The following is a 17,404-nucleotide window of genomic DNA, read 5'->3' as shown; positions in this document are numbered from 1 at the left end:
GTCTCCAGTCCGTCGGCTCGACGAGGGCCCCCTAGCCATCCTGGGATGATCTTCGTGTGGCTGGTGTGATCACGGCGTCGGAGCCGTCCTGGATAGCCCCGTTCACCGGGCTGAGCCGCGGCAGTTCGGCAAGCTGATCACCGCGTATGCGGGAGGGTGCAGACCCCGTACGCAAGGGCCGGCCGTGGAGCCTGCCTCTGGAGGACCGGGTGCTGCTGGTTGCCGCGTACTGGCGGACGAACCTGACTCTGAGGCAGCTCGCGGCGCTGTTCGGGGTTTCAAAGTCATCCGCCGACCGCATCGTCGACCACCTCGGGCCCCGCTCTCGCGCTCCAGCCCCGCGGGCGGTTCCGCAAGGACACCGCGCTGATCGTGGACGGCACCCTGGTGCCCACCCGCGACCACTCTGTCACCGAGCAGTCGAAGAACTACCGGTACTCCACCAACCACCAGGTCGTCATCGACGCCGACACCCGGCTCATCGCCGCGGTCAGCCGCCCGGTCGCGGGCAATCGCAATGACTGCAAGGCGTGGGAGCTGTCCGGCGCAAAGGCCGCCGTCGGCAGGACGACCGTGATCGCGGACGGCGGCTACCGGGGCACCGGCATGGTCATCCCGCACCGCCGCGAACGCTTTCCGGGCCGAACTGCCGGCCTGGAAAGAGCAACACAACGCATCACGCAGCAAGGTCCGCACCCGCGTCGAGCACACCTTCGCCCGCATGAAGACCTGGAAGATCCTCCGCGACTGCCGCCTGAAAGGCGACGGCGTCCACCACGCCATGCCCGGTGTCGCACGCCTGCACAACCTCACCCTCGCCGGGTGACAACAACGGCACTGGGCACCCCGCCTGCCGTAGATCATTTACGGGACAGCCCTTAGGCGGTGTGACGCATGGCCGATTTCACCTGAACTGGTCGCCCCTCTGCGGTGGCATCTCGTGGGGTACGCCACCGCCCTGGACGGTCGAGTGTTCCAGACCACGCGCGACGGGCTGGTCCGGAACACAGGTGGTTCGGCTCGGTGTTGACCCAGCATCCTTATGATCTTCATCACGCTGCGCCGTCCAGATTGCTCAGTTCCTGCGTCGAGCCTCTATCTGTCGTCGAGTGGGCCGACCACGGGGTGGAAGTGCTGCCCCGAAGGATGGCGACGATGCAGCGAACTCCAAGAGCCCTGCATGCCTGAACCGACATGGTGGAGCTGCGCGGGAGACCGTCCATGCCCCGGCCAGTCCACACAGCTCACGATGAGCCGTTCGAACACGAGACGCAGTGAGACGCTGAGCGCCCGAACACATGACGAAGGGCCCGTGACCTACTGGTTAGCAGGTCACGGGCCCTTCGTTTCCCGTGTGGCGGCGCCAGGATTCGAACCTGGGAAGGCTGAGCCGGCAGATTTACAGTCTGCTCCCTTTGGCCGCTCGGGCACACCGCCGGGGGTTGCTGCCCTTCGAACCGCTTTTCGGCGGCGCTCCGTGGCAACGACGTAAACAATACCTGATGTGGAGGGGTGCTTCGCCACCCGATTGATCGGCGCCCGAAGGGCGGGGGGTGGCTAGGCTTGTCCGGATGCGGCCCGGGACCTGAACGGGACCGGCGGCCGCCCACGTACGCCGGTACGCACGATACGCACCCCGATACAAGGAGCCACAGGACATGGCCGACTCCAGTTTCGACATCGTCTCGAAGGTCGAGCGGCAGGAGGTCGACAACGCACTCAACCAGGCCGCCAAGGAGATCTCGCAGCGCTACGACTTCAAGGGCGTGGGCGCCTCGATCTCGTGGTCCGGTGAGCAGATCCTCATGGAGGCGAACTCCGAGGACCGGGTGAAGGCGATCCTCGACGTCTTCCAGTCCAAGCTGATCAAGCGCGGAATCTCGCTGAAGGCTCTGGACGCGGGCGAGCCCCAGCTCTCCGGCAAGGAGTACAAGATCTTCGCTTCGATCAAGGAGGGCATCTCCCAGGACAACGCGAAGAAGGTGGCGAAGGCCATCCGCGACGAGGGCCCGAAGGGCGTGAAGGCCCAGGTCCAGGGCGAGGAGCTGCGGGTCAGCTCGAAGAGCCGTGACGATCTGCAGGCCGTCATCGCCCTGCTCAAGGACAAGGACTACGACTTCGCCCTGCAGTTCGTGAACTACCGGTAGGTCCGGTCGGGCCCTCGAGGCTCACGGTCTGCACAGGCACGAGATCACGGTCTGCACAGGCACGAGATCACGGTCTGCACAGGCACGAGAAAGGGTGGGCACCTGCTGGTGTCCACCCTTCTCGTCTGCCGGCTGCGGCCGGTGGGCCCGTTCAGCTGCGCGAGTTGCCGAACAGGAGCCGGTAGGCGACCAGAAGGACGAGCGATCCGCCGATCGCCGCGGCCCAGGTCGTGCCGTCGTAGAAGTCCTTGGTGATCGGGTGGTCCATCCAGCGGGCCGATATCCAGCCGCCGATGAACGCGCCGGCGACGCCGATCAGGGTCGTGCCGATGAGGCCGCCCGGGTCGCGCCCCGGCAGCAGGAATTTCGCGATGGCTCCGGCCAACAGTCCGAGGATGATCCAGCTGATAATGGTCATGCCGTGAACCTGCCCTTTCACGCTGTGCCCGCACTGTCCCGGCCATGTGATCTTGCTCCCGGCAGGCCGTGCCCGTGCGTCGTACGTCGGGCGTACCGCGCGCGTCGTCCTTGCCGCGCGCTTTCACGCCGTCTTGGTGGGGAGGACGCCCTGAAGGCACCCACCGGTTGCGCTGATCAGTAGGGTGCGACGCATGACAGCCTCCGGTTCCGGACTGCGCCGTACCCTCGGCGTGGGGGACGCCGTGGTCATCGGACTCGGCTCGATGATCGGAGCCGGGATCTTCGCCGCCCTCGCGCCGGCGGCGCACGCCGCCGGGTCCGGGCTGCTCCTCGGGCTCGCCGTCGCCGCCGTGGTCGCCTACTGCAACGCGACGTCGTCGGCTCGCCTCGCCGCCCTGTATCCCGCCTCGGGCGGCACGTACGTCTACGGGCGTGAGCGGCTCGGGGAGTTCTGGGGGTACCTCGCGGGCTGGTCGTTCGTGGTCGGGAAAACGGCCTCCTGTGCGGCCATGGCGCTCACGGTGGGCATGTACGTCTGGCCGGAGCAGGCGCACGCGGTGGCGGTCGCGGCCGTGGTGGCGCTGACCGCGGTGAACTACGGCGGGATCCAGAAGTCCGCGTGGCTGACGCGGGTGATCGTGGCGGTGGTCCTGGCTGTCCTCGCTTCCGTGGTGGTCGGGTGTCTGGTGTCCGGTGCGGCGGACTCCGGGCGGCTGGACGTCGGGGCCTCGGGCGGTGCGGGCGGCGTGCTTCAGGCGGCCGGCCTGCTGTTCTTCGCGTTCGCCGGGTACGCCCGTATCGCGACTCTCGGTGAGGAGGTACGCGACCCGGAGCGCACCATTCCGCGCGCGATTCCGCTGGCGTTGGGCATCACGCTGGTGGTGTACGGGTGTGTGGCGGTGGCTGTCCTTTCGGTGCTCGGGTCGGACGGTCTCGTGGACGCGGCGGCACCACTGGCCGACGCGGTGCGGGCGGCCGGGACGCCCTGGCTCGTGCCGGTGGTACGGGTCGGTGCGGCCGTGGCCGCGCTGGGCTCACTGCTGGCTTTGATCCTCGGGGTCTCGCGGACGACGCTGGCCATGGCCCGGGATCGGCATCTGCCGGGGGCGCTGGCGGCCGTGCATCCGCGGTTCCAGGTGCCGCACCGGGCGGAGCTGGCGGTGGGTGCGGTGGTCGCGGTCCTGGCCGCCACGGTCGACGTCCGGGGCGCGATCGGGTTCTCCTCCTTCGGTGTGCTGGCGTACTACGCCGTGGCCAACGCGTCGGCCTGGACGCTGGATTCGGCATCGGCGTCGGCGGCGCTCGCGGCTCGGGGGGTGGCGGGAGTCGGGCTTGCCGGGTGCGTGGTGCTGGCGTTCTCGCTGCCGGCGGTCTCGGTGGTCGTGGGAGCGGGTGTGCTGCTGGTGGGCGCGGTCGTGTATGGAGTGCGGCGGTGGGCGGCGGGGGCCGGGGCGGGGAAGGCGTAGGGCCGCGGGGCGGTTGGGGCAGGCCCTTCGCCGCTGTTGCGGGTCGGGCTCTCTTGGCCCCTGGCAACTGCTCGATCGCGGTCATGGGTTCATCATGCAGGCCGCCGCTGACAGCCGGGCGGGCCTGTGGATAACCCCTGGCCTGTGGAGACCGGGCTGCGTAATCCCGCCGTCAGCGTGCCGTGAACGGCTCGTCGGTCCGGACGATGTCGCGGCCGAGCGGGAGCAGGGAGACCGGGATGAGCTTGAAGTTGGCGATGCCGAGCGGGATGCCGATGATCGTGACGCACAGGGCGATGCCGGTGGCGATGTGGCCGAGGGTCAGCCACCAGCCCGCGAGCACCAGCCAGAGCACGTTGCCCACGCAGGACGGCGCGCCCGCGTCACGGCGCTCGACCGTGGTGTATCCGAAGGGCCACAGGGCGTAGACGCCGATGCGGAAGGCCGCGATGCCGAACGGGATCCCGATGATGGTGATACAGAGGAGCAGGCCCGCGAGCATATAGGCGAGGAACAGCCAGAAGCCGCTCAGGACGAGCCATATGACGTTGAGAATGGTCCTCATTGGTTCCCACCTGCCATCTTCTCTAGCCGGGCGATGCGTTCCGCCATCGGCGGATGCGTGGAGAACATCTTCGAGAGGCCCTGGCCGGGGCGAAACGGGTTCGCGATCATCATGTGACTGGCGGTCTCGATGCGCGGCTCGGGGGGCAGCGGGAGCTGCTTCGTGCCGAGTTCGAGCTTGCGCAGGGCGCTGGCCAGGGCGAGTGGGTCGCCGGTGAGCTGGGAGCCGGAGGCGTCCGCGTGGTACTCCCGGGAGCGGCTGATGGCCAGTTGGATGAGCGAGGCGGCGAGCGGGCCCAGGATCATGATCAGCAGCATCCCGAGCAGGCCGGGGCCGTCATCGTCGTCCGAGCGCCCGATCGGGATCAGCCAGGCGAAGTTGACCAGGAACATGATCACGGAGGCGAGGGCGCCGGCGACCGACGAGATGAGGATGTCGCGGTTGTAGACATGGCTGAGCTCGTGGCCGATGACGCCGCGCAGCTCGCGCTCGTCCAGGAGGCGCAGGATTCCTTCGGTGCAGCACACGGCGGCGTTGCGCGGGTTGCGGCCCGTGGCGAAGGCGTTGGGCGCCTCCGTCGGCGAGATGTACAGACGCGGCATGGGCTGGCGGGCCTGGGTGGAGAGCTCGCGGACCATGCGGTAGAGCCCCGGGGCCTCGAACTCGCTCACCGGGCGTGCCCGCATCGCGCGCAGTGCCAGCTTGTCGCTGTTCCAGTAGGCGTACGCGTTGGTGGCCAGTGCTACCAGGACGGCGATGACGAGCCCCATGCGGCCGAAAAAGCTGCCGATGACGATGATGAGGGCGGACAGTCCCCCGAGGAGGACTGCGGTCCTGAGCCCGTTGTGCCGGCGGTGCACGGTACGCCCTCCAAGTGGTGCGGCAGGGGGACCCTTGCTCGGTGATCTGCGGTGCCACTGGTGCCGTGGTGTCACGTCCAGTGGACCCTCCCGTACTGGTCAACGCCAGGCGGGGGGCACTAGTTCCCTTGTGCGTGCGGCGGCGGGTATGGGCCGTCCGGGTGAACGGCGCCGGGAAGCGGCACGCGCGCGTGGGGAGGCGGGTGCCCCACGCGCGCGTGGCGAAAGCGGCTGTCGTTCAGAAAAGGGAGGTGTCGGTGAAGCGCAGGACTAGCTGGGGTGCCCCGGACAGGGCGATGCCGAGGACGCCGGTCAGGGCGATCGCGGCGGTGAGAGGGGCCGGGACCCGGTGCTTCTCGGGCTCGCCCTCGGGGGCGCGGAAGAGCAGGGTCGTCCACTGGAGGTAGTAGAACAGCGCGATGACGACATTGACGGCCATGATCACGGCCAGCCAGCCGAGGCCCGCGTCGACGGCCGCCGCGAAGACGGTGACCTTGGCGAAGAGGCCGATGACGCCCGGGGGCAGTCCGGCGAGGCAGAGCAGGAAGAACGCCAGGAGCAGCGCGGACAGGGGGCTCGACGCGTACAGGCCGCGGTAGTCGGCGACGCGGTTGAGGGGCCTCGCCCTGCCGACGAGCGCGGCCACGGCGAAGGCACCGAGGTTCACGGCGCCGTACATCAGGGCGTAGGCGACGGTGGAGCCGACCGACTTCTCGGCGTCCCCGGAGTACGCGGCGGCGGCGATCGGTACGAGCAGGTAGCCGGCCTGGCCGACGGACGACCAGGCGAGCAGGCGGACCGCGCTGTACGCGCGCGTGGCCTGCTGGCGCAGGGCTCCGACGTTGCCCACGGTCATGGTGAGCGCTGCCAGGACCGCCAGGGCCGGGCCCCAGAGGTCGGCGTACGACGGGAGGGCCACGACCGTGACGAGGATCAGGCCGCTGAAGCCGACCGCCTTGCCGATGACCGAAAGGTAGGCGGCGATGGGCAGGGGCGCCCCCACGTAGGTGTCGGGCACCCAGAAGTGGAAGGGCACGGCTGCGGTCTTGAAGGCGAAGCCGACGAGGGTGAGGACGACGCCGGTCTGGGCGAGCGTGTGGAGCTGTCCGTCGACGTTCTGGACGCGGTCGGCGACCTGGGTGAGGTAGAGGGTGCCCGTGGAGGCGTACACGAAGCTGATGCCCATGAGGCTGACCGCGGTCGCGGTGACCGAGGACAGGAAGAACTTCAGGGCCGCTTCGGAGGACTTCCGGTCGCCGTACTTCAGGCCGACCAGCGCGAAGGCGGGCAGGGAGGCGACCTCCAGGGCGACGATCAGGGTCGCCAGGTCGCGGGAGGCGGGCAGGAGGGCGGCGCCGGCCGCGGAGGACAACAGCAGGAACCAGTACTCCCCTTCGGGGAGCTCCTTGCGGCCGTCCTTCAGGGCGGTGACCGACAGGAGGGCGGTGAGGAGGGCCCCGCCGAGGACCAGGAACTGGATGACCAGGGTGAAGCGGTCGGCGGTGTAGCTGCAGACTGTGGCGTCGCCGGTCAGGCAGAAGGTGCTGCGGTCGCCGTCCAGGAGGGGCAGCAGCATCAGGGTGGCGGCGGCCAGGCCCGCCACCGACGTCCAGCCGAGCAGCGCCTTCCGGTGCTCGGCGACGAACAGGTCGGCCACCAGGACGACGAGTCCGACGACCGCCGCGATGGTGGGCGGCGCGATCGCGAGCCAGTCGACGGACTGGACCAGCGACGCGGCCAGGTGCTGGGCCGGAGAGCTCATCGGTTGCCTCCTGCGAGGAGCTGCTGGACGGCCGGGTCGCTCAGGCCGAGGAGGGCCTTGGGCCACAGGCCCGCGACGACGGTGAGGGCGACGAGCGGAGTCCAGGCCGCGAACTCGTACGAGCGCACGTCGGTCAGCTTCGGCGCGTCCTGGGGCAGGGCGCCCATGCAGACGCGGCGGACCACGATCAGCAGGTACGCGGCCGTCAGCAGGGTGCCGAACGCGGCGATCGCCATGAAGGTGAGGAAGGCCGGTCGGCTGAGGCCCGCGGCGGGCTGGAACGCGCCGAACAGCGCCAGCATCTCGCCCCAGAAGCCGGCCAGGCCCGGCAGGCCGAGCGAGGCGACCGCGGCGAAGGCGAGCAGGCCGCCGAGGCGCGGGGCCTTGCCGTAGAGCGCGGCTCCGGTCTCCTCGGCGAGGGTGTCGAGGTCGGTGGTGCCGGTGCGGTCCTTCAGCGCGCCGACCAGGAAGAAGAGGAGGCCGGTGATGAAGCCGTGGGCGATGTTGGCGAAGAGGGCGCCGTTCACACCGGTCGGGGTCATGGTGGCGATGCCGAGCAGGACGAAGCCCATGTGACCGACGGACGAGTAGGCGATGAGGCGCTTGAGATCGCCCTTCGCGCCCTGCTTGGCGAGGGCCAGGCAGGCCAGGGATCCGTAGATGATGCCGACCACGGCGAGCGCCGCGAGGTAGGGCGCGAAGGTACGGAAGCCGTCGGGCGCGATGGGCAGCAGGATCCGGACGAACCCGTACGTACCCATCTTGAGCAGGACACCGGCCAGCAGGACCGAGCCGACGGTCGGCGCGGCGGTGTGGGCGTCGGGCAGCCAGCTGTGCAGCGGCCACATCGGCGTCTTGACCGCGAGGCCAATCCCGATCGACAAAACGGCGATGACCTGCACGGATGTGCTCAGCGACCGGCCGTTGTCAGTGGCGAGTGCCATCATGTCGAACGTGCCCGCCTTGAGCCCGATCAGGAGCAGGCCGAGCAGCATGACCACGGAGCCGAGCAGCGTGTAGAGGATGAACCGCCAGGCGGCCTGGCTCCGGCCCTCGCCGCCCCAGCGGGCGATGAGGAAGTACATCGGGATGAGGACCATCTCGAAGGCGAGGAAGAACAGCAGCAGGTCGAGGACGGCGAAGGTCGCGAGGGTGCCGGACTCGAGGACGAGCAGCAGGGCGACGAAGGCCTTCGGGGTGGGGCCTTCGGGCATCTTGAAATAGGAGTAGAGCGCGCAGAGGAAGGTCAGCAGCGCGGTCAGGACCAGAAGGGGGAGGGAGATGCCGTCGATGCCGAGGTGGATGCGGACGTCGAGTGCGGGGATCCAGCTGATGTCGGTGCTGGCCTGCATCTTCGACGGCTGGTCGTGGTCGAAGCCGAGCGCGAGGACGATCGCCGCGATGAGGACCGCGCCGGTGACGGTGACGCCGTGCCGGAGCACCGCCTGCTCGGGTGACTTCCCCTTCAGCCCGGGCGGGGCGGGCAGGAGAGCCGCGGCGGCGCCGAGGAGCGGGCCGACGACGATGAACGCCAGAAGGACCTGCATCACGGACTCGTTGATATCGATCACGCCTGCTCACGCTCCCGTGGCGACGAGGACGGCGGCGACCGCGAGGACGACGGTGCCGGCGAGCAGCGCGCTCACATAGGTCTGGACGTTGCCGGTCTGGGCGCGCCGTACGGCGGCGCCGAGCCAACGGGGCAAGGCACCCGCACCGCGTACGTAGGTCTCGACGACCTCGCGGTCGAGGAACCGGACGAGGCTCGCTCCGGCCTGGACCGGGCGGACGAAGAGTGCCGTGTACACGGCGTCCAGGTGGAAGCCGGCGGCCGCGTGCCGGTGCAGGGGGCCGAGCAGGAGCCGTCCCGGGTCGGCGGGGTCGGGCGCGTAGGCGATGTCGCCGTAGGCCGGCTCGTGGGTGGCGATGGCTTCCGCCTCGACCCGGGCGGCGTCGCCCTCGGGGTGGGCTGCGACCGCGCCGAGCGGAACACGGGCCGCGAGTGCGGTGGTGTGCCGCCAGGCGCCATAGGTGACGATGCCGCCGACCAGGGCCACGCCGGTGCCGAGCACGGAGGTGGTGACGGTCGGGCCGAGGTCACGGCCGTCGAACCAGTCGGGCAGCAGGCGGAAGGCGAATCCGCCGAGGGCCAGGGACGGGACGGCCAGGACCCACAGCACGACCGTCATCGTCAGCGGCTCCTTGCCGTGGTCGGGGGCTTCCGTGCCCCGGCCTCGGAAGGCGAGCAGCCACAGGCGCATCGCGTAGGCGGCGGTGAGCAGGGCCGTGAGCAGGCCGGCGACGAGGACGATCCAGCCCGCGGCGGCGGGGGTGTGCTCGGTGTGTCCGGTGACGACGTGTTCGGCGACGCCGAGGACGGCCTCCTTGGAGAAGAAGCCGCTGAAGGGCGGGATCGCGGCGAGCGCGAGCAGCGCCACGGTCATCGTCCAGTAGGCGTCGGGGACGCGGTCGCGCAGGTTCCGCATGCGGGACATGGCGGCGAGCGAGTTGGTGCCGGCGGCGTGGATGATCACGCCGGCCGCGAGGAACAGCAGCGCCTTGAAGGCGCCGTGGGACAGGAGGTGGAAGACGGCGGCTCCGCGGTCGCCGACGGCGAGGGCGCCGGTCATGTAGCCCAGCTGGCCGATCGTCGAGTAGGCGAGGACGCGCTTGATGTCGTCCTGGGCGAGCGCGGCGAGCGCCGAGCCGGCCATGGTGACGGCGGCCATGACGGCGAGGACGACCATCGCGGCCTGGGAGGCCTCGAAGACAGGAAGGAGACGGGCGATGAAGTAGACACCGGCGGCGACCATCGTCGCGGCGTGGATCAGCGCGGAGACGGGAGTCGGGCCCGCCATCGCGTCGGGGAGCCAGGTGTGCAGCGGGAACTGCGCCGACTTGCCCGCCACGCCCGCGAGGAGCAGCAGGGCGATCAGCGTCGGGTGGTCGAGCGAGCCGCTCGCGACGGCGCCGAGGACCTTCGTGATGCGGAAGGAGCCGGCGTCGGTGGCGAGGGCGAACAGGCCGATGAGGAAGGGGACGTCGCCGAGCTTGGTGACCAGGAAGGCCTTGAGGGAGGCGGCGCGGGCCTCCGGGGTCTCCCAGTAGTGGCCAACGAGGAAGTAGGAGCAGATGCCCATGACTTCCCAGCCGACCAGCAGCACGATCAGGTCGCCGGAGTAGACGACCAGGAACATCGCGGAGGTGAACAGGGAGACCAGAGCGGCGTACGAGGGGTAGCGCGGGTCGTCGCGCAGATAGCCCGTCGAGTAGATCTGCACACAGGTCGCGACCAGGCCGACCACGACGGCGACGAGGGCGGCGAAGCCGTCGATGTGCAGGGCGAGTTCGATGGGGACCGAGCCGGTCGGGGTGAGTTCCGTGGCCGCGTTGACGGCCGTGTCACCGCCCTGGCGTGCGGCGACCAGCGCGGCGAGCACCAGGGAGGCGAGGGTCGGCAGGACGGCGAGCGGGCGGACGAAGCCGGGTGCCGTGCGGCCCAGGAGCAGGCCGGCGGCGGCGCCGAGGAACGGAAGGAGGGGGACGAGGACGGCGAGGGTGGTCGTGGTCACGCGGTGGCCTCAGCCTTCTGGGCCTCGTCGGACCGCGCGGCCGTGAGGGCTTCGTGGTCGGGGTCGTCGTCGCCGTCGGGGCCGTGCCGTTCGGCGGTGTCGCGGAGCTTGTCGATGTCCGCGGTGCCGCGGTTGCGGTGGACGGCGAGGACGATCGCCAGGCCGATGCCGATCTCGGCGGCGGCGATGGCGATGGTGAACAGGGTCAGGGCCTGGCCGGAGTGCAGGGTCTCCGCGGCGGTCTTGCTGAGCCAGACGTCGAAGGCGACCAGGTTGAGGTTGACGGCGTTGAGCATCAGCTCGACCGACATCAGGACCAGGATCGCGTTGCGGCGGGCGAGGACGCCGTACAGGCCCGTGCAGAAGAGGAGGGCGGAGAGGACGGCGGGATAGGCGAGGTGCATCAGCGGGTGCCTTCCTTCTCGCTCCGGCCGGCCGGGGCGCTCTCGGCTGGGCCGCTCTCGGTTGGAGCGCTCTCGGTTGGAGCGCTCTCGGGCGCGGCCGCCGCGTCGGCCTTCGCCTTGCGGGACAGGACGATCGCGCCGACCAGGGCGGCGAGGAGGAGGACGGAGAGGGCCTCGAAGGGGAGGACCCAGTTCTGGAAGAGGCTGGCGCCGGTGGCCTCGGTGGAACCGGCGGCGGGGCCGTCCAGGTCGATCCAGGTCGTGCGGAAGGCGTCGACGACGACCCAGACCAGGGCGGCGGCCGCGGCGAGGGCCACGGTGAGGGCGGCCCAGCGGTTGCCGGAGTCGGCGTCCGGGGAGCGGCCGATCGGGGCCCTGGTGAGCATCAGTCCGAACAGGAGGAGGACGACGACGGATCCGACGTAGATGAGGACCTGGACCCAGGCGATGAACTCGGCGGTGAGCAGGAGGTACTCGACGGCCAGGCCGCCGAGGGTCACCACCAGCCACAGGGCGGCGTGCACCAGCTGCCGGGTGGTGACGGTGACGATCGCGGCGCCGAAGGTGACCAGGCCGACGAGGAGGAAGGCGATCTCGACACCGGTCGGGGAGAGGAAGCCGTGGCTTTCGGCGGCCGTGGTGGTGGCGCGCGCTGCCGTGGTGGTGGCGTGTGCCGCTGTCGTGGCTGCTGCTGCGGCCAGGGTCATTCCTGTCCCTCCTGCCCGTCCGCGGGCCGCTGCCTCGGCTGGTCGGTCTGCTGCCGGGAGTCGCCTGCCGGGCGGGTGGGGGCTTCTGCCGCGCGGGCCTGTTCGTCGGCGGCGGACTCGGTGGGCGCGGGCTGCTGCTGGGCCGCGAGTTTCTCGGCGGTCTTGCGGGCCGTGGCGACCTCCTTCGGCTCCTCCGCGGCGGGGTCGAGGGCCGGCGGGGCCGGGACCGTCCACATCCACTCGCGGAGCTTGTCGCGCTCGTGGGTGAGGTCGTGGATGTCGGTCTCGGCGTACTCGAACTCCGGGGACCAGAACAGGGCGTCGAAAGGACAGACCTCGATGCAGATACCGCAGTACATGCACAGGGCGAAGTCGATGGCGAAGCGGTCGAGGACGTTGCGGCTGCGTTCGCGGCCGCCGGGGGTCGCCGCCGGGACCGTCTCCTTGTGGGAGTCGATGTAGATGCACCAGTCCGGGCACTCGCGGGCGCAGAGCATGCAGACCGTGCAGTTCTCCTCGAACAGGCCGATCACACCGCGGGTGCGGGGCGGGAGGTCGGGCTGGGCGTCCGGGTACTGCGCGGTGACGGACTTCTTCGTCATCGTGCGGAGGGTGACGGCCAGGCCCTTGGCAAGGCCGCTGCCAGGAATGGGGGCCATGGTTACTGGATCACCACCTTGACGACGCCGGTGAGGGCGATCTGGGCGAGGGAGAGGGGGACGAGGAGGGTCCAGGCGAGCTTCTGGAGCTGGTCCTCGCGCAGGCGCGGGTAGGTGACGCGCAGCCAGATCACGAGGAAGGCGAGGACGGCGGTCTTCAGCAGGGTCCAGACCCAGCCGAGGCCGTCGGCGCCCCAGGGGCCGTGCCAGCCGCCCAGGAAGAGGACGGTGGTCAAGCCGCACAGGACGACGATTCCGGCGTACTCGGCGAGGAGGAAGAGGGCGAAGCGGAGGCCGGTGTACTCGGTGTACGCACCGAAGATGATCTCCGAGTCGGCGACGGGCATGTCGAAGGGCGGGCGCTGGAGTTCGGCGAGGCCGGCCACGAAGAAGACGATCGCGCCGACGATCTGCCAGGGGAGCCACCACCACTCGAAGGCGTCGAGGATGCCGGGGAGGGAGACGGTGCCGGCCGCCATCGCCACGGAGGCCGCGGTGAGCAGCATCGGCAGTTCGTAGGCGAGGAGCTGGGCGGCGGTGCGGAGGCCGCCGAGGAGGGAGAACTTGTTCGCGGACGCCCAGCCGGCCATGAGCGAGCCGAGGACGCCGACGCCCATGACGGCCAGGACGAAGAAGACGCCCGCGTCGATGACCTGGCCGACGGCTCCCTCGCCCGGGCCGATGGGGATGGCGAGCAGGACGAGGAGGTAGGGCAGCAGGGCGACGGCGGGGGCCAGTTGGAAGATACGGCGGTCCGCGCCCGCGGGGACGATGTCCTCCTTCTGCGCGAACTTCACGCCGTCGGCGACCAGCTGGGCCCAGCCGTGGAAGCCGCCGGCGTACATGGGGCCGAGGCGGCCTTGCATATGGGCCATGACCTTGTGTTCGGTCTGGCCGATGATCAGGGGGAAGGTGAGGAAGACGACGAAGACGATCAGGAGTCGCAGGGTGACGTCGAGCGCGTCGTTCACCGCGTGCCTCCCGTGGGGTCGTCGGGGTTGTCCGTGGTCTCTGTGGTCCCTGTGGCCTCTGAGGGCTCTGAGGGCTCGGGGGTCTCCGAGTCGTCCGAGGACTCGGGGGCCGGCGACTGCGCGGTCTCGGGCGACGGTTCGGATTCCGGTTCCGGTTCCGCTTCGTCGAAGGCCGGGCGGGCGTGGTGCCAGGGGGCGTCCGAGCTGCGCGGAGCGGGGGCAGACCTGCCCGGCCGGCTGTCGCTCCGGTCGGAGGCGGCGCGTTGGCTCGAGCTGCCCTCCGACGCGCTGCGCGCGCGGCGCGGTCCCGCCGGTGGGGTCGGGGATTCGGCCTCGGTGCCGGGAGACTCCGGCTGCCCGGTGGCCGGCGTCTCGGTGCCGGTCACCACTGCTTCGGAACCGGGCGCCGGGGATTCGGACCCGGGCGCCGGGGATTCGGGCCCGGGCGTCGGGGGCTCAGGTTTGGTCGCCCGGGATTCCGACCCGCTGGGCGTCTGGCTCGCCGAGCCGTCCGCGGCGGTACGGGTGCGGAGAGGGGCGGCCGGCGCCTGAGTGTCCGGGGCGCCCGCGGCGGCCTGGCTCGCCGAACCCTCCGCCGCCGAACGCGCACGCCGTGGCCCACCCGCAGCCGGAGCGGCCGTCTCACCAGCCGCAGTCTGGCTCGCCGAGCCCTCCCCGGCCGAGCGTGCCCGTCGTACGGGGCGTTCGCCTGCCGCGCGGGGGGCTCGGGTCGGGCGGGACGGGGCCGGGGGGAGTTGGCCCTTCAGGGGGCCCCATTCGTTGGGGTCGGGGACGCCGGGTGGGAGCATCTGGCGGCGTTTGGGGCCGCCGTGTTCGGACTCGCCGGGTTCCTTCGCGCCGGGCCAGGCCTTGGCGACGCGGGCGGCCAGGACGAAGTCCTTGCGCAGGGGGTGGCCTTCGAAGCTGTCGGGCAGGAGCAGGTGGTCGAGTGCCGGGTGGCCTTCGAAGGCGATGCCGAACATCTCGTGCGTCTCGCGTTCGTGCCAGGCGGCGCCCGCGTAGACGCCGACCGCGGAGGGCAGGGCGGGGGTCTCGTGCGGGATGGTCGTACGCAGCAGGAGGCGGCGGAGGGGAGACAGGGCCGCGATGTGGGCCGTGACGCGGAAGCCCGTGCCCGGTTCGTCGACCGCGCTCAGCCAGTCGAAGTAGGTGCAGCCGAGCCGGTCGCGGGCGGTCTCCAGGGCGGAGATCCAGGTCGCCGGGGGGACGTCGACCGTCAGGACCTCGTACGACTCCTCGGCCGTGGCGTCCGTACCGAAGAGTTCCTGGACGTCGGCGGGCAGCCAGCCGACCGCGGTCATCGTCCCTCCCCGGGCGCGGAGCCGGACGGGGACGGCGGCGTCACCAGGCCGCTCTGCAGCGCTGCCGCCGAGGGGCGTTCCGTGCCGTACCGCTCCCCCAGCGACTCGCGGGCGATCTTCTCCTGGAGCTTGAGGATGCCCTGGAGCAGCGCCTCGGGGCGGGGCGGGCAGCCGGGGACGTAGACGTCGACGGGGATGATCTGGTCGACGCCCTTGGTGACGGAGTACGAGTCCCAGTACGGGCCGCCGCAGTTGCTGCAGGCGCCGAAGGAGATGACGTACTTGGGCTCCGGCATCTGCTCGTAGAGGCGCTTCACGGCCGGGGCCATCTTGTCCGTGACCGTGCCGGAGACCACCATCAGGTCGGCCTGGCGGGGGCCCGGGGCGAAGGGGATCACGCCGAGGCGGATGAAGTCGTGGCGGGCCATCGACGCGGCGATGAACTCGATCGCGCAGCAGGCGAGTCCGAAGTTGAAGACCCAGAGCGAGTAGCGGCGGCCCCAGTTGAGGATCACCTTCATCGGCTCGGGTGCGAGGCGGGCCAGGGCGCCGAGCCGTGTGGGCTCGGGCAGCAGCACAGGCTCGGACACCGAGGGGTTCACGTCCATGCCAGGACGCCCTTCTTGTATGCGTAGAGCAGGCCCACGGCCAGGAAGCCGAGGAAGATGAACATCTCCACCAGGGTCGCCGCGCCGTAGCCGGGGGCGGCGAAGACGGTCGCCCAGGGGAAAAGGAAGATCGAGTCGACGGCGAAGATCACGTAGAGGAAGGCGTAGACGTAGTAGCGGACCTGGGTGTGGGCCCAGCCCTCGCCGACGGGGTCGACGCCGCATTCGTACGTCAGGAGCTTCTCGGGAGTGGGGACCACGGGCCGCAGCAGGCGGCCGGCCCCGAAGGCGACGGCGACGAACAGCACGCCGACCACGGCGAGCAGTCCGACGACCGAATAGGACTGGAAGTAGTCCGCCGCGACGACGGTCGTGGTGACGACGGTCGGTTCCGGCACGTCCGTCCCTCGCTCCCTTGAAACTCGGACCTGGTCCTGCGGCGATCCCCCGGTTCACCCGGACGCCGCTGTTCGACGATCTGTACGCACGGGAGTCTAGGCCCTGATAAAGGCAGGGTAAGCAGCCCGTCACGCCCTGGCATGCGGGGGTGGGGTTTTCCTCAGTCGATCCTGGCGGTCCACCTCATGGCGCGGCTGCCCACGGCCGGGCACGCTAACGCCTATGACCGAACGCTTCCCGTCCACCGGCACTAAGGCGGCCGCGACGACGGCCGGGCAGGACGACCGCCCGCCACCGCCCCGGTTCGCCTACGACCGGCACACCTGGAAGGAGATCGCGCACCTTCTCGCGAACCTTCCCGCCTCACTGCTCGGATTCACCTACGTCGCGACGGCGCTGTTCACCAGTTTCGGGCTGACCGTCACGGTGATCGGGTTCCCGTTGCTCGCGGCCGTGCTCCTGGGCGCACGGCAGTTGGGCAGGCTGGAGCGGGCCAGGGCCAGGGCGCTGCTCGGGGTGCGGATCGACGAGCCGAGCCGGCTGCCGCTGCGTGGCTCGGGCGGTTTCCTCCCGCGGTTGTGGATGTCGCTGAAGGACCCGGTGGGCTGGCGCGCGGTGCTGTACGAGTTCATCCGGCTGCCCTGGGGCGTCCTCACCTTCGCCATCACGCTGACCTCGCTGTTCGTGCTGTGGCCGGTGTTGCCGTTCATCGCGCGGGGGCTGGCCAACGCCGACCGGGCCATGGTGCGCGGCCTGCTGTCGCCCTCGGACGAGCTGGAGCGGCGCATCGCCGAGCTGGAGTCGGACCGGGGGGTCGTGGTCGACACGGCCGCGGCCGACCTGCGGCGCATCGAGCGGGATCTGCACGACGGGGCACAGGCCCGGCTGGTGGCACTGGCCATGGGTCTCGGCCTGGCGAAGGAGAAGGTGCTGGAGGATCCCGACGCGGCGGCGGCGATGGTCGAGGAGGCGCACGGCGAGGTGAAGCTGGCGCTCCAGGAGCTGCGGGATCTGGCCCGGGGGATCCATCCGGCGGTGCTGACCGACCGCGGCCTGGACGCGGCCCTGTCCTCGGTCGCCTCGCGCTGCACGGTCCCGGTGAAGGTGACGGTCGATCTGCCGGCGCGGCCGGCCGCGGCTATCGAGGGCATCGCCTACTTCACCGTCTCGGAGCTGCTGCAGAACGTCAGCAAGCACAGCCGGGCGAAGTCGGCGTCGGTGGATGTCTGGCGGACGGCCGACCGGCTGCTCATACAGGTGGGGGACGACGGCCGCGGCGGCGCGAGTCTCGAACGCGGTACGGGGATGAAGGGCCTGGCCGACCGGCTGGGCGCCGTGGACGGCCTGTTCGTCCTGGAGTCGCCCGAGGGCGGCCCGACCACGGTCACGGCGGAACTGCCGTGGCGCGACCGCACGGACGCCTCCGCCGCGGGCACCGGCGGCCGCTGAGCCGCACCGGGAAACCGCTGGGCCGGAGGTGGGGAAAACCCCCCGTTCAAGACGCCGACGGACTCCATGGTCCGCCGACCTGCGGCGGAGCAG

General features: G+C 70.8%; 16 protein-coding genes, 1 tRNA gene and 1 pseudogene. 4 read left to right on the top strand and 14 right to left on the bottom strand.

Translation table 11 applies throughout. The annotated features are described in order from the left end of the window. The first annotated feature begins 56 nt into the window (after positions 1-56). A pseudogene (locus ACIBK5_RS12155) lies at positions 57-826 on the top strand (transposase). Positions 827-1,355: 529 nt separating this feature from the next. On the opposite strand, the gene ACIBK5_RS12150 reads toward ACIBK5_RS12155, so the two are convergent. Beyond that, a tRNA-Tyr gene (locus ACIBK5_RS12150) sits at positions 1,356-1,437 on the bottom strand. 221 nt (positions 1,438-1,658) lie between these two features. Between ACIBK5_RS12150 and ACIBK5_RS12145 the strand changes: the two genes are divergently transcribed. After that, positions 1,659-2,147 carry a YajQ family cyclic di-GMP-binding protein gene (locus ACIBK5_RS12145; RefSeq protein WP_382489292.1) on the top strand — a complete coding sequence of 163 codons (489 nt, stop codon included), beginning with the start codon at positions 1,659-1,661 and terminating at the stop codon, positions 2,145-2,147. A gap of 151 nt (positions 2,148-2,298) precedes the next feature. Here the strand turns inward: ACIBK5_RS12145 and ACIBK5_RS12140 are convergent, their stop codons facing one another. Next, positions 2,299-2,565, bottom strand: coding sequence for a GlsB/YeaQ/YmgE family stress response membrane protein (locus ACIBK5_RS12140; protein WP_215119504.1), 267 nt, complete (start codon positions 2,563-2,565; stop codon positions 2,299-2,301). 193 nt (positions 2,566-2,758) lie between these two features. Between ACIBK5_RS12140 and ACIBK5_RS12135 the strand changes: the two genes are divergently transcribed. Beyond that, positions 2,759-4,033, top strand: a complete 1,275-nt coding sequence (locus ACIBK5_RS12135; protein ID WP_399018728.1) for an APC family permease — start codon at positions 2,759-2,761, stop codon at positions 4,031-4,033. Positions 4,034-4,205: 172 nt separating this feature from the next. Here ACIBK5_RS12135 and ACIBK5_RS12130 read toward each other — a convergent pair whose 3' ends face one another. The 12 genes from ACIBK5_RS12130 to ACIBK5_RS12075 all read right to left on the bottom strand — a co-directional run bounded on the left by ACIBK5_RS12130 (position 4,206) and on the right by ACIBK5_RS12075 (position 15,861). Next, complete coding sequence (locus tag ACIBK5_RS12130; RefSeq protein ID WP_189728669.1) at positions 4,206-4,598, bottom strand: YccF domain-containing protein; 393 nt, start codon at positions 4,596-4,598, stop codon at positions 4,206-4,208. Then, positions 4,595-5,458, bottom strand: a complete 864-nt coding sequence (htpX, locus tag ACIBK5_RS12125) for a zinc metalloprotease HtpX (RefSeq protein ID WP_399018726.1) — start codon at positions 5,456-5,458, stop codon at positions 4,595-4,597. Before htpX ends, ACIBK5_RS12130 begins: the two co-directional genes overlap by 4 nt. Before the next feature lie 238 nt (positions 5,459-5,696). Then, a complete protein-coding gene (locus ACIBK5_RS12120; RefSeq protein WP_399018725.1) occupies positions 5,697-7,220 on the bottom strand; it encodes an NADH-quinone oxidoreductase subunit N in 1,524 nt (507 codons plus the stop codon). Then, positions 7,217-8,791, bottom strand: a complete 1,575-nt coding sequence (locus ACIBK5_RS12115) for a NuoM family protein (RefSeq protein ID WP_399018723.1) — start codon at positions 8,789-8,791, stop codon at positions 7,217-7,219. Before ACIBK5_RS12115 ends, ACIBK5_RS12120 begins: the two co-directional genes overlap by 4 nt. Positions 8,792-8,797: 6 nt before the next feature. Further along, a complete protein-coding gene (locus tag ACIBK5_RS12110; protein WP_399018721.1) occupies positions 8,798-10,792 on the bottom strand; it encodes an NADH-quinone oxidoreductase subunit L in 1,995 nt (664 codons plus the stop codon). After that, positions 10,789-11,196, bottom strand: a complete 408-nt coding sequence (gene nuoK / locus ACIBK5_RS12105) for an NADH-quinone oxidoreductase subunit NuoK (RefSeq protein ID WP_399018719.1) — start codon at positions 11,194-11,196, stop codon at positions 10,789-10,791. Before nuoK ends, ACIBK5_RS12110 begins: the two co-directional genes overlap by 4 nt. Then, positions 11,196-11,903, bottom strand: a complete 708-nt coding sequence (locus ACIBK5_RS12100) for an NADH-quinone oxidoreductase subunit J (protein ID WP_399018717.1) — start codon at positions 11,901-11,903, stop codon at positions 11,196-11,198. Before ACIBK5_RS12100 ends, nuoK begins: the two co-directional genes overlap by 1 nt. Further along, a complete protein-coding gene (locus ACIBK5_RS12095; RefSeq protein WP_399018715.1) occupies positions 11,900-12,562 on the bottom strand; it encodes a NuoI/complex I 23 kDa subunit family protein in 663 nt (220 codons plus the stop codon). The genes ACIBK5_RS12100 and ACIBK5_RS12095 overlap by 4 nt, the downstream gene beginning before the upstream one ends. A gap of 2 nt (positions 12,563-12,564) precedes the next feature. Continuing rightward, the gene (locus ACIBK5_RS12090) at positions 12,565-13,533 is read right to left on the bottom strand and encodes an NADH-quinone oxidoreductase subunit H (protein WP_399018713.1); all 969 of its coding nucleotides are present in this window, start codon (positions 13,531-13,533) and stop codon (positions 12,565-12,567) included. After that, positions 13,530-14,855 carry an NADH-quinone oxidoreductase subunit C gene (locus ACIBK5_RS12085; RefSeq protein ID WP_399018710.1) on the bottom strand — a complete coding sequence of 442 codons (1,326 nt, stop codon included), beginning with the start codon at positions 14,853-14,855 and terminating at the stop codon, positions 13,530-13,532. Before ACIBK5_RS12085 ends, ACIBK5_RS12090 begins: the two co-directional genes overlap by 4 nt. After that, positions 14,852-15,463: an NADH-quinone oxidoreductase subunit B gene (locus tag ACIBK5_RS12080; RefSeq protein WP_399018708.1), complete on the bottom strand. Its 612-nt coding sequence runs from the start codon at positions 15,461-15,463 to the stop codon at positions 14,852-14,854. The genes ACIBK5_RS12085 and ACIBK5_RS12080 overlap by 4 nt, the downstream gene beginning before the upstream one ends. Further along, a complete protein-coding gene (locus ACIBK5_RS12075) occupies positions 15,454-15,861 on the bottom strand; it encodes an NADH-quinone oxidoreductase subunit A (protein ID WP_030234112.1) in 408 nt (135 codons plus the stop codon). The genes ACIBK5_RS12080 and ACIBK5_RS12075 overlap by 10 nt, the downstream gene beginning before the upstream one ends. Before the next feature lie 223 nt (positions 15,862-16,084). On the opposite strand from ACIBK5_RS12075, the gene ACIBK5_RS12070 reads away from it, so the two are divergent. Then, positions 16,085-17,311, top strand: a complete 1,227-nt coding sequence (locus ACIBK5_RS12070; RefSeq protein ID WP_399018706.1) for a sensor histidine kinase — start codon at positions 16,085-16,087, stop codon at positions 17,309-17,311. Positions 17,312-17,404 lie beyond the last annotated feature (93 nt).

Source organism: Streptomyces sp. NPDC050546 (assembly GCF_044457425.1).
GTDB lineage: Bacteria > Actinomycetota > Actinomycetes > Streptomycetales > Streptomycetaceae > Streptomyces.
This window is presented reverse-complemented; position numbering and strand designations above follow the sequence as displayed.

Excerpts from the sequence above, each read along its gene's own strand:
- ACIBK5_RS12100 (WP_399018717.1), bottom strand. The coding sequence starts at position 11,903 with ATGACCCTGGCCGCAGCAGCAGCCACGACAGCGGCACACGCCACCACC.
- ACIBK5_RS12135 (WP_399018728.1), top strand. The coding sequence starts at position 2,759 with ATGACAGCCTCCGGTTCCGGACTGCGCCGTACCCTCGGCGTGGGGGAC.
- ACIBK5_RS12085 (WP_399018710.1), bottom strand. The coding sequence starts at position 14,855 with ATGACCGCGGTCGGCTGGCTGCCCGCCGACGTCCAGGAACTCTTCGGT.
- ACIBK5_RS12070 (WP_399018706.1), top strand. The coding sequence starts at position 16,085 with ATGACCGAACGCTTCCCGTCCACCGGCACTAAGGCGGCCGCGACGACG.
- ACIBK5_RS12120 (WP_399018725.1), bottom strand. The coding sequence starts at position 7,220 with ATGAGCTCTCCGGCCCAGCACCTGGCCGCGTCGCTGGTCCAGTCCGTC.
- ACIBK5_RS12145 (WP_382489292.1), top strand. The coding sequence starts at position 1,659 with ATGGCCGACTCCAGTTTCGACATCGTCTCGAAGGTCGAGCGGCAGGAG.
- ACIBK5_RS12140 (WP_215119504.1), bottom strand. The coding sequence starts at position 2,565 with ATGACCATTATCAGCTGGATCATCCTCGGACTGTTGGCCGGAGCCATC.
- nuoK (WP_399018719.1), bottom strand. The coding sequence starts at position 11,196 with ATGCACCTCGCCTATCCCGCCGTCCTCTCCGCCCTCCTCTTCTGCACG.
- ACIBK5_RS12130 (WP_189728669.1), bottom strand. The coding sequence starts at position 4,598 with ATGAGGACCATTCTCAACGTCATATGGCTCGTCCTGAGCGGCTTCTGG.
- ACIBK5_RS12095 (WP_399018715.1), bottom strand. The coding sequence starts at position 12,562 with ATGGCCCCCATTCCTGGCAGCGGCCTTGCCAAGGGCCTGGCCGTCACC.
- ACIBK5_RS12080 (WP_399018708.1), bottom strand. The coding sequence starts at position 15,463 with ATGGACGTGAACCCCTCGGTGTCCGAGCCTGTGCTGCTGCCCGAGCCC.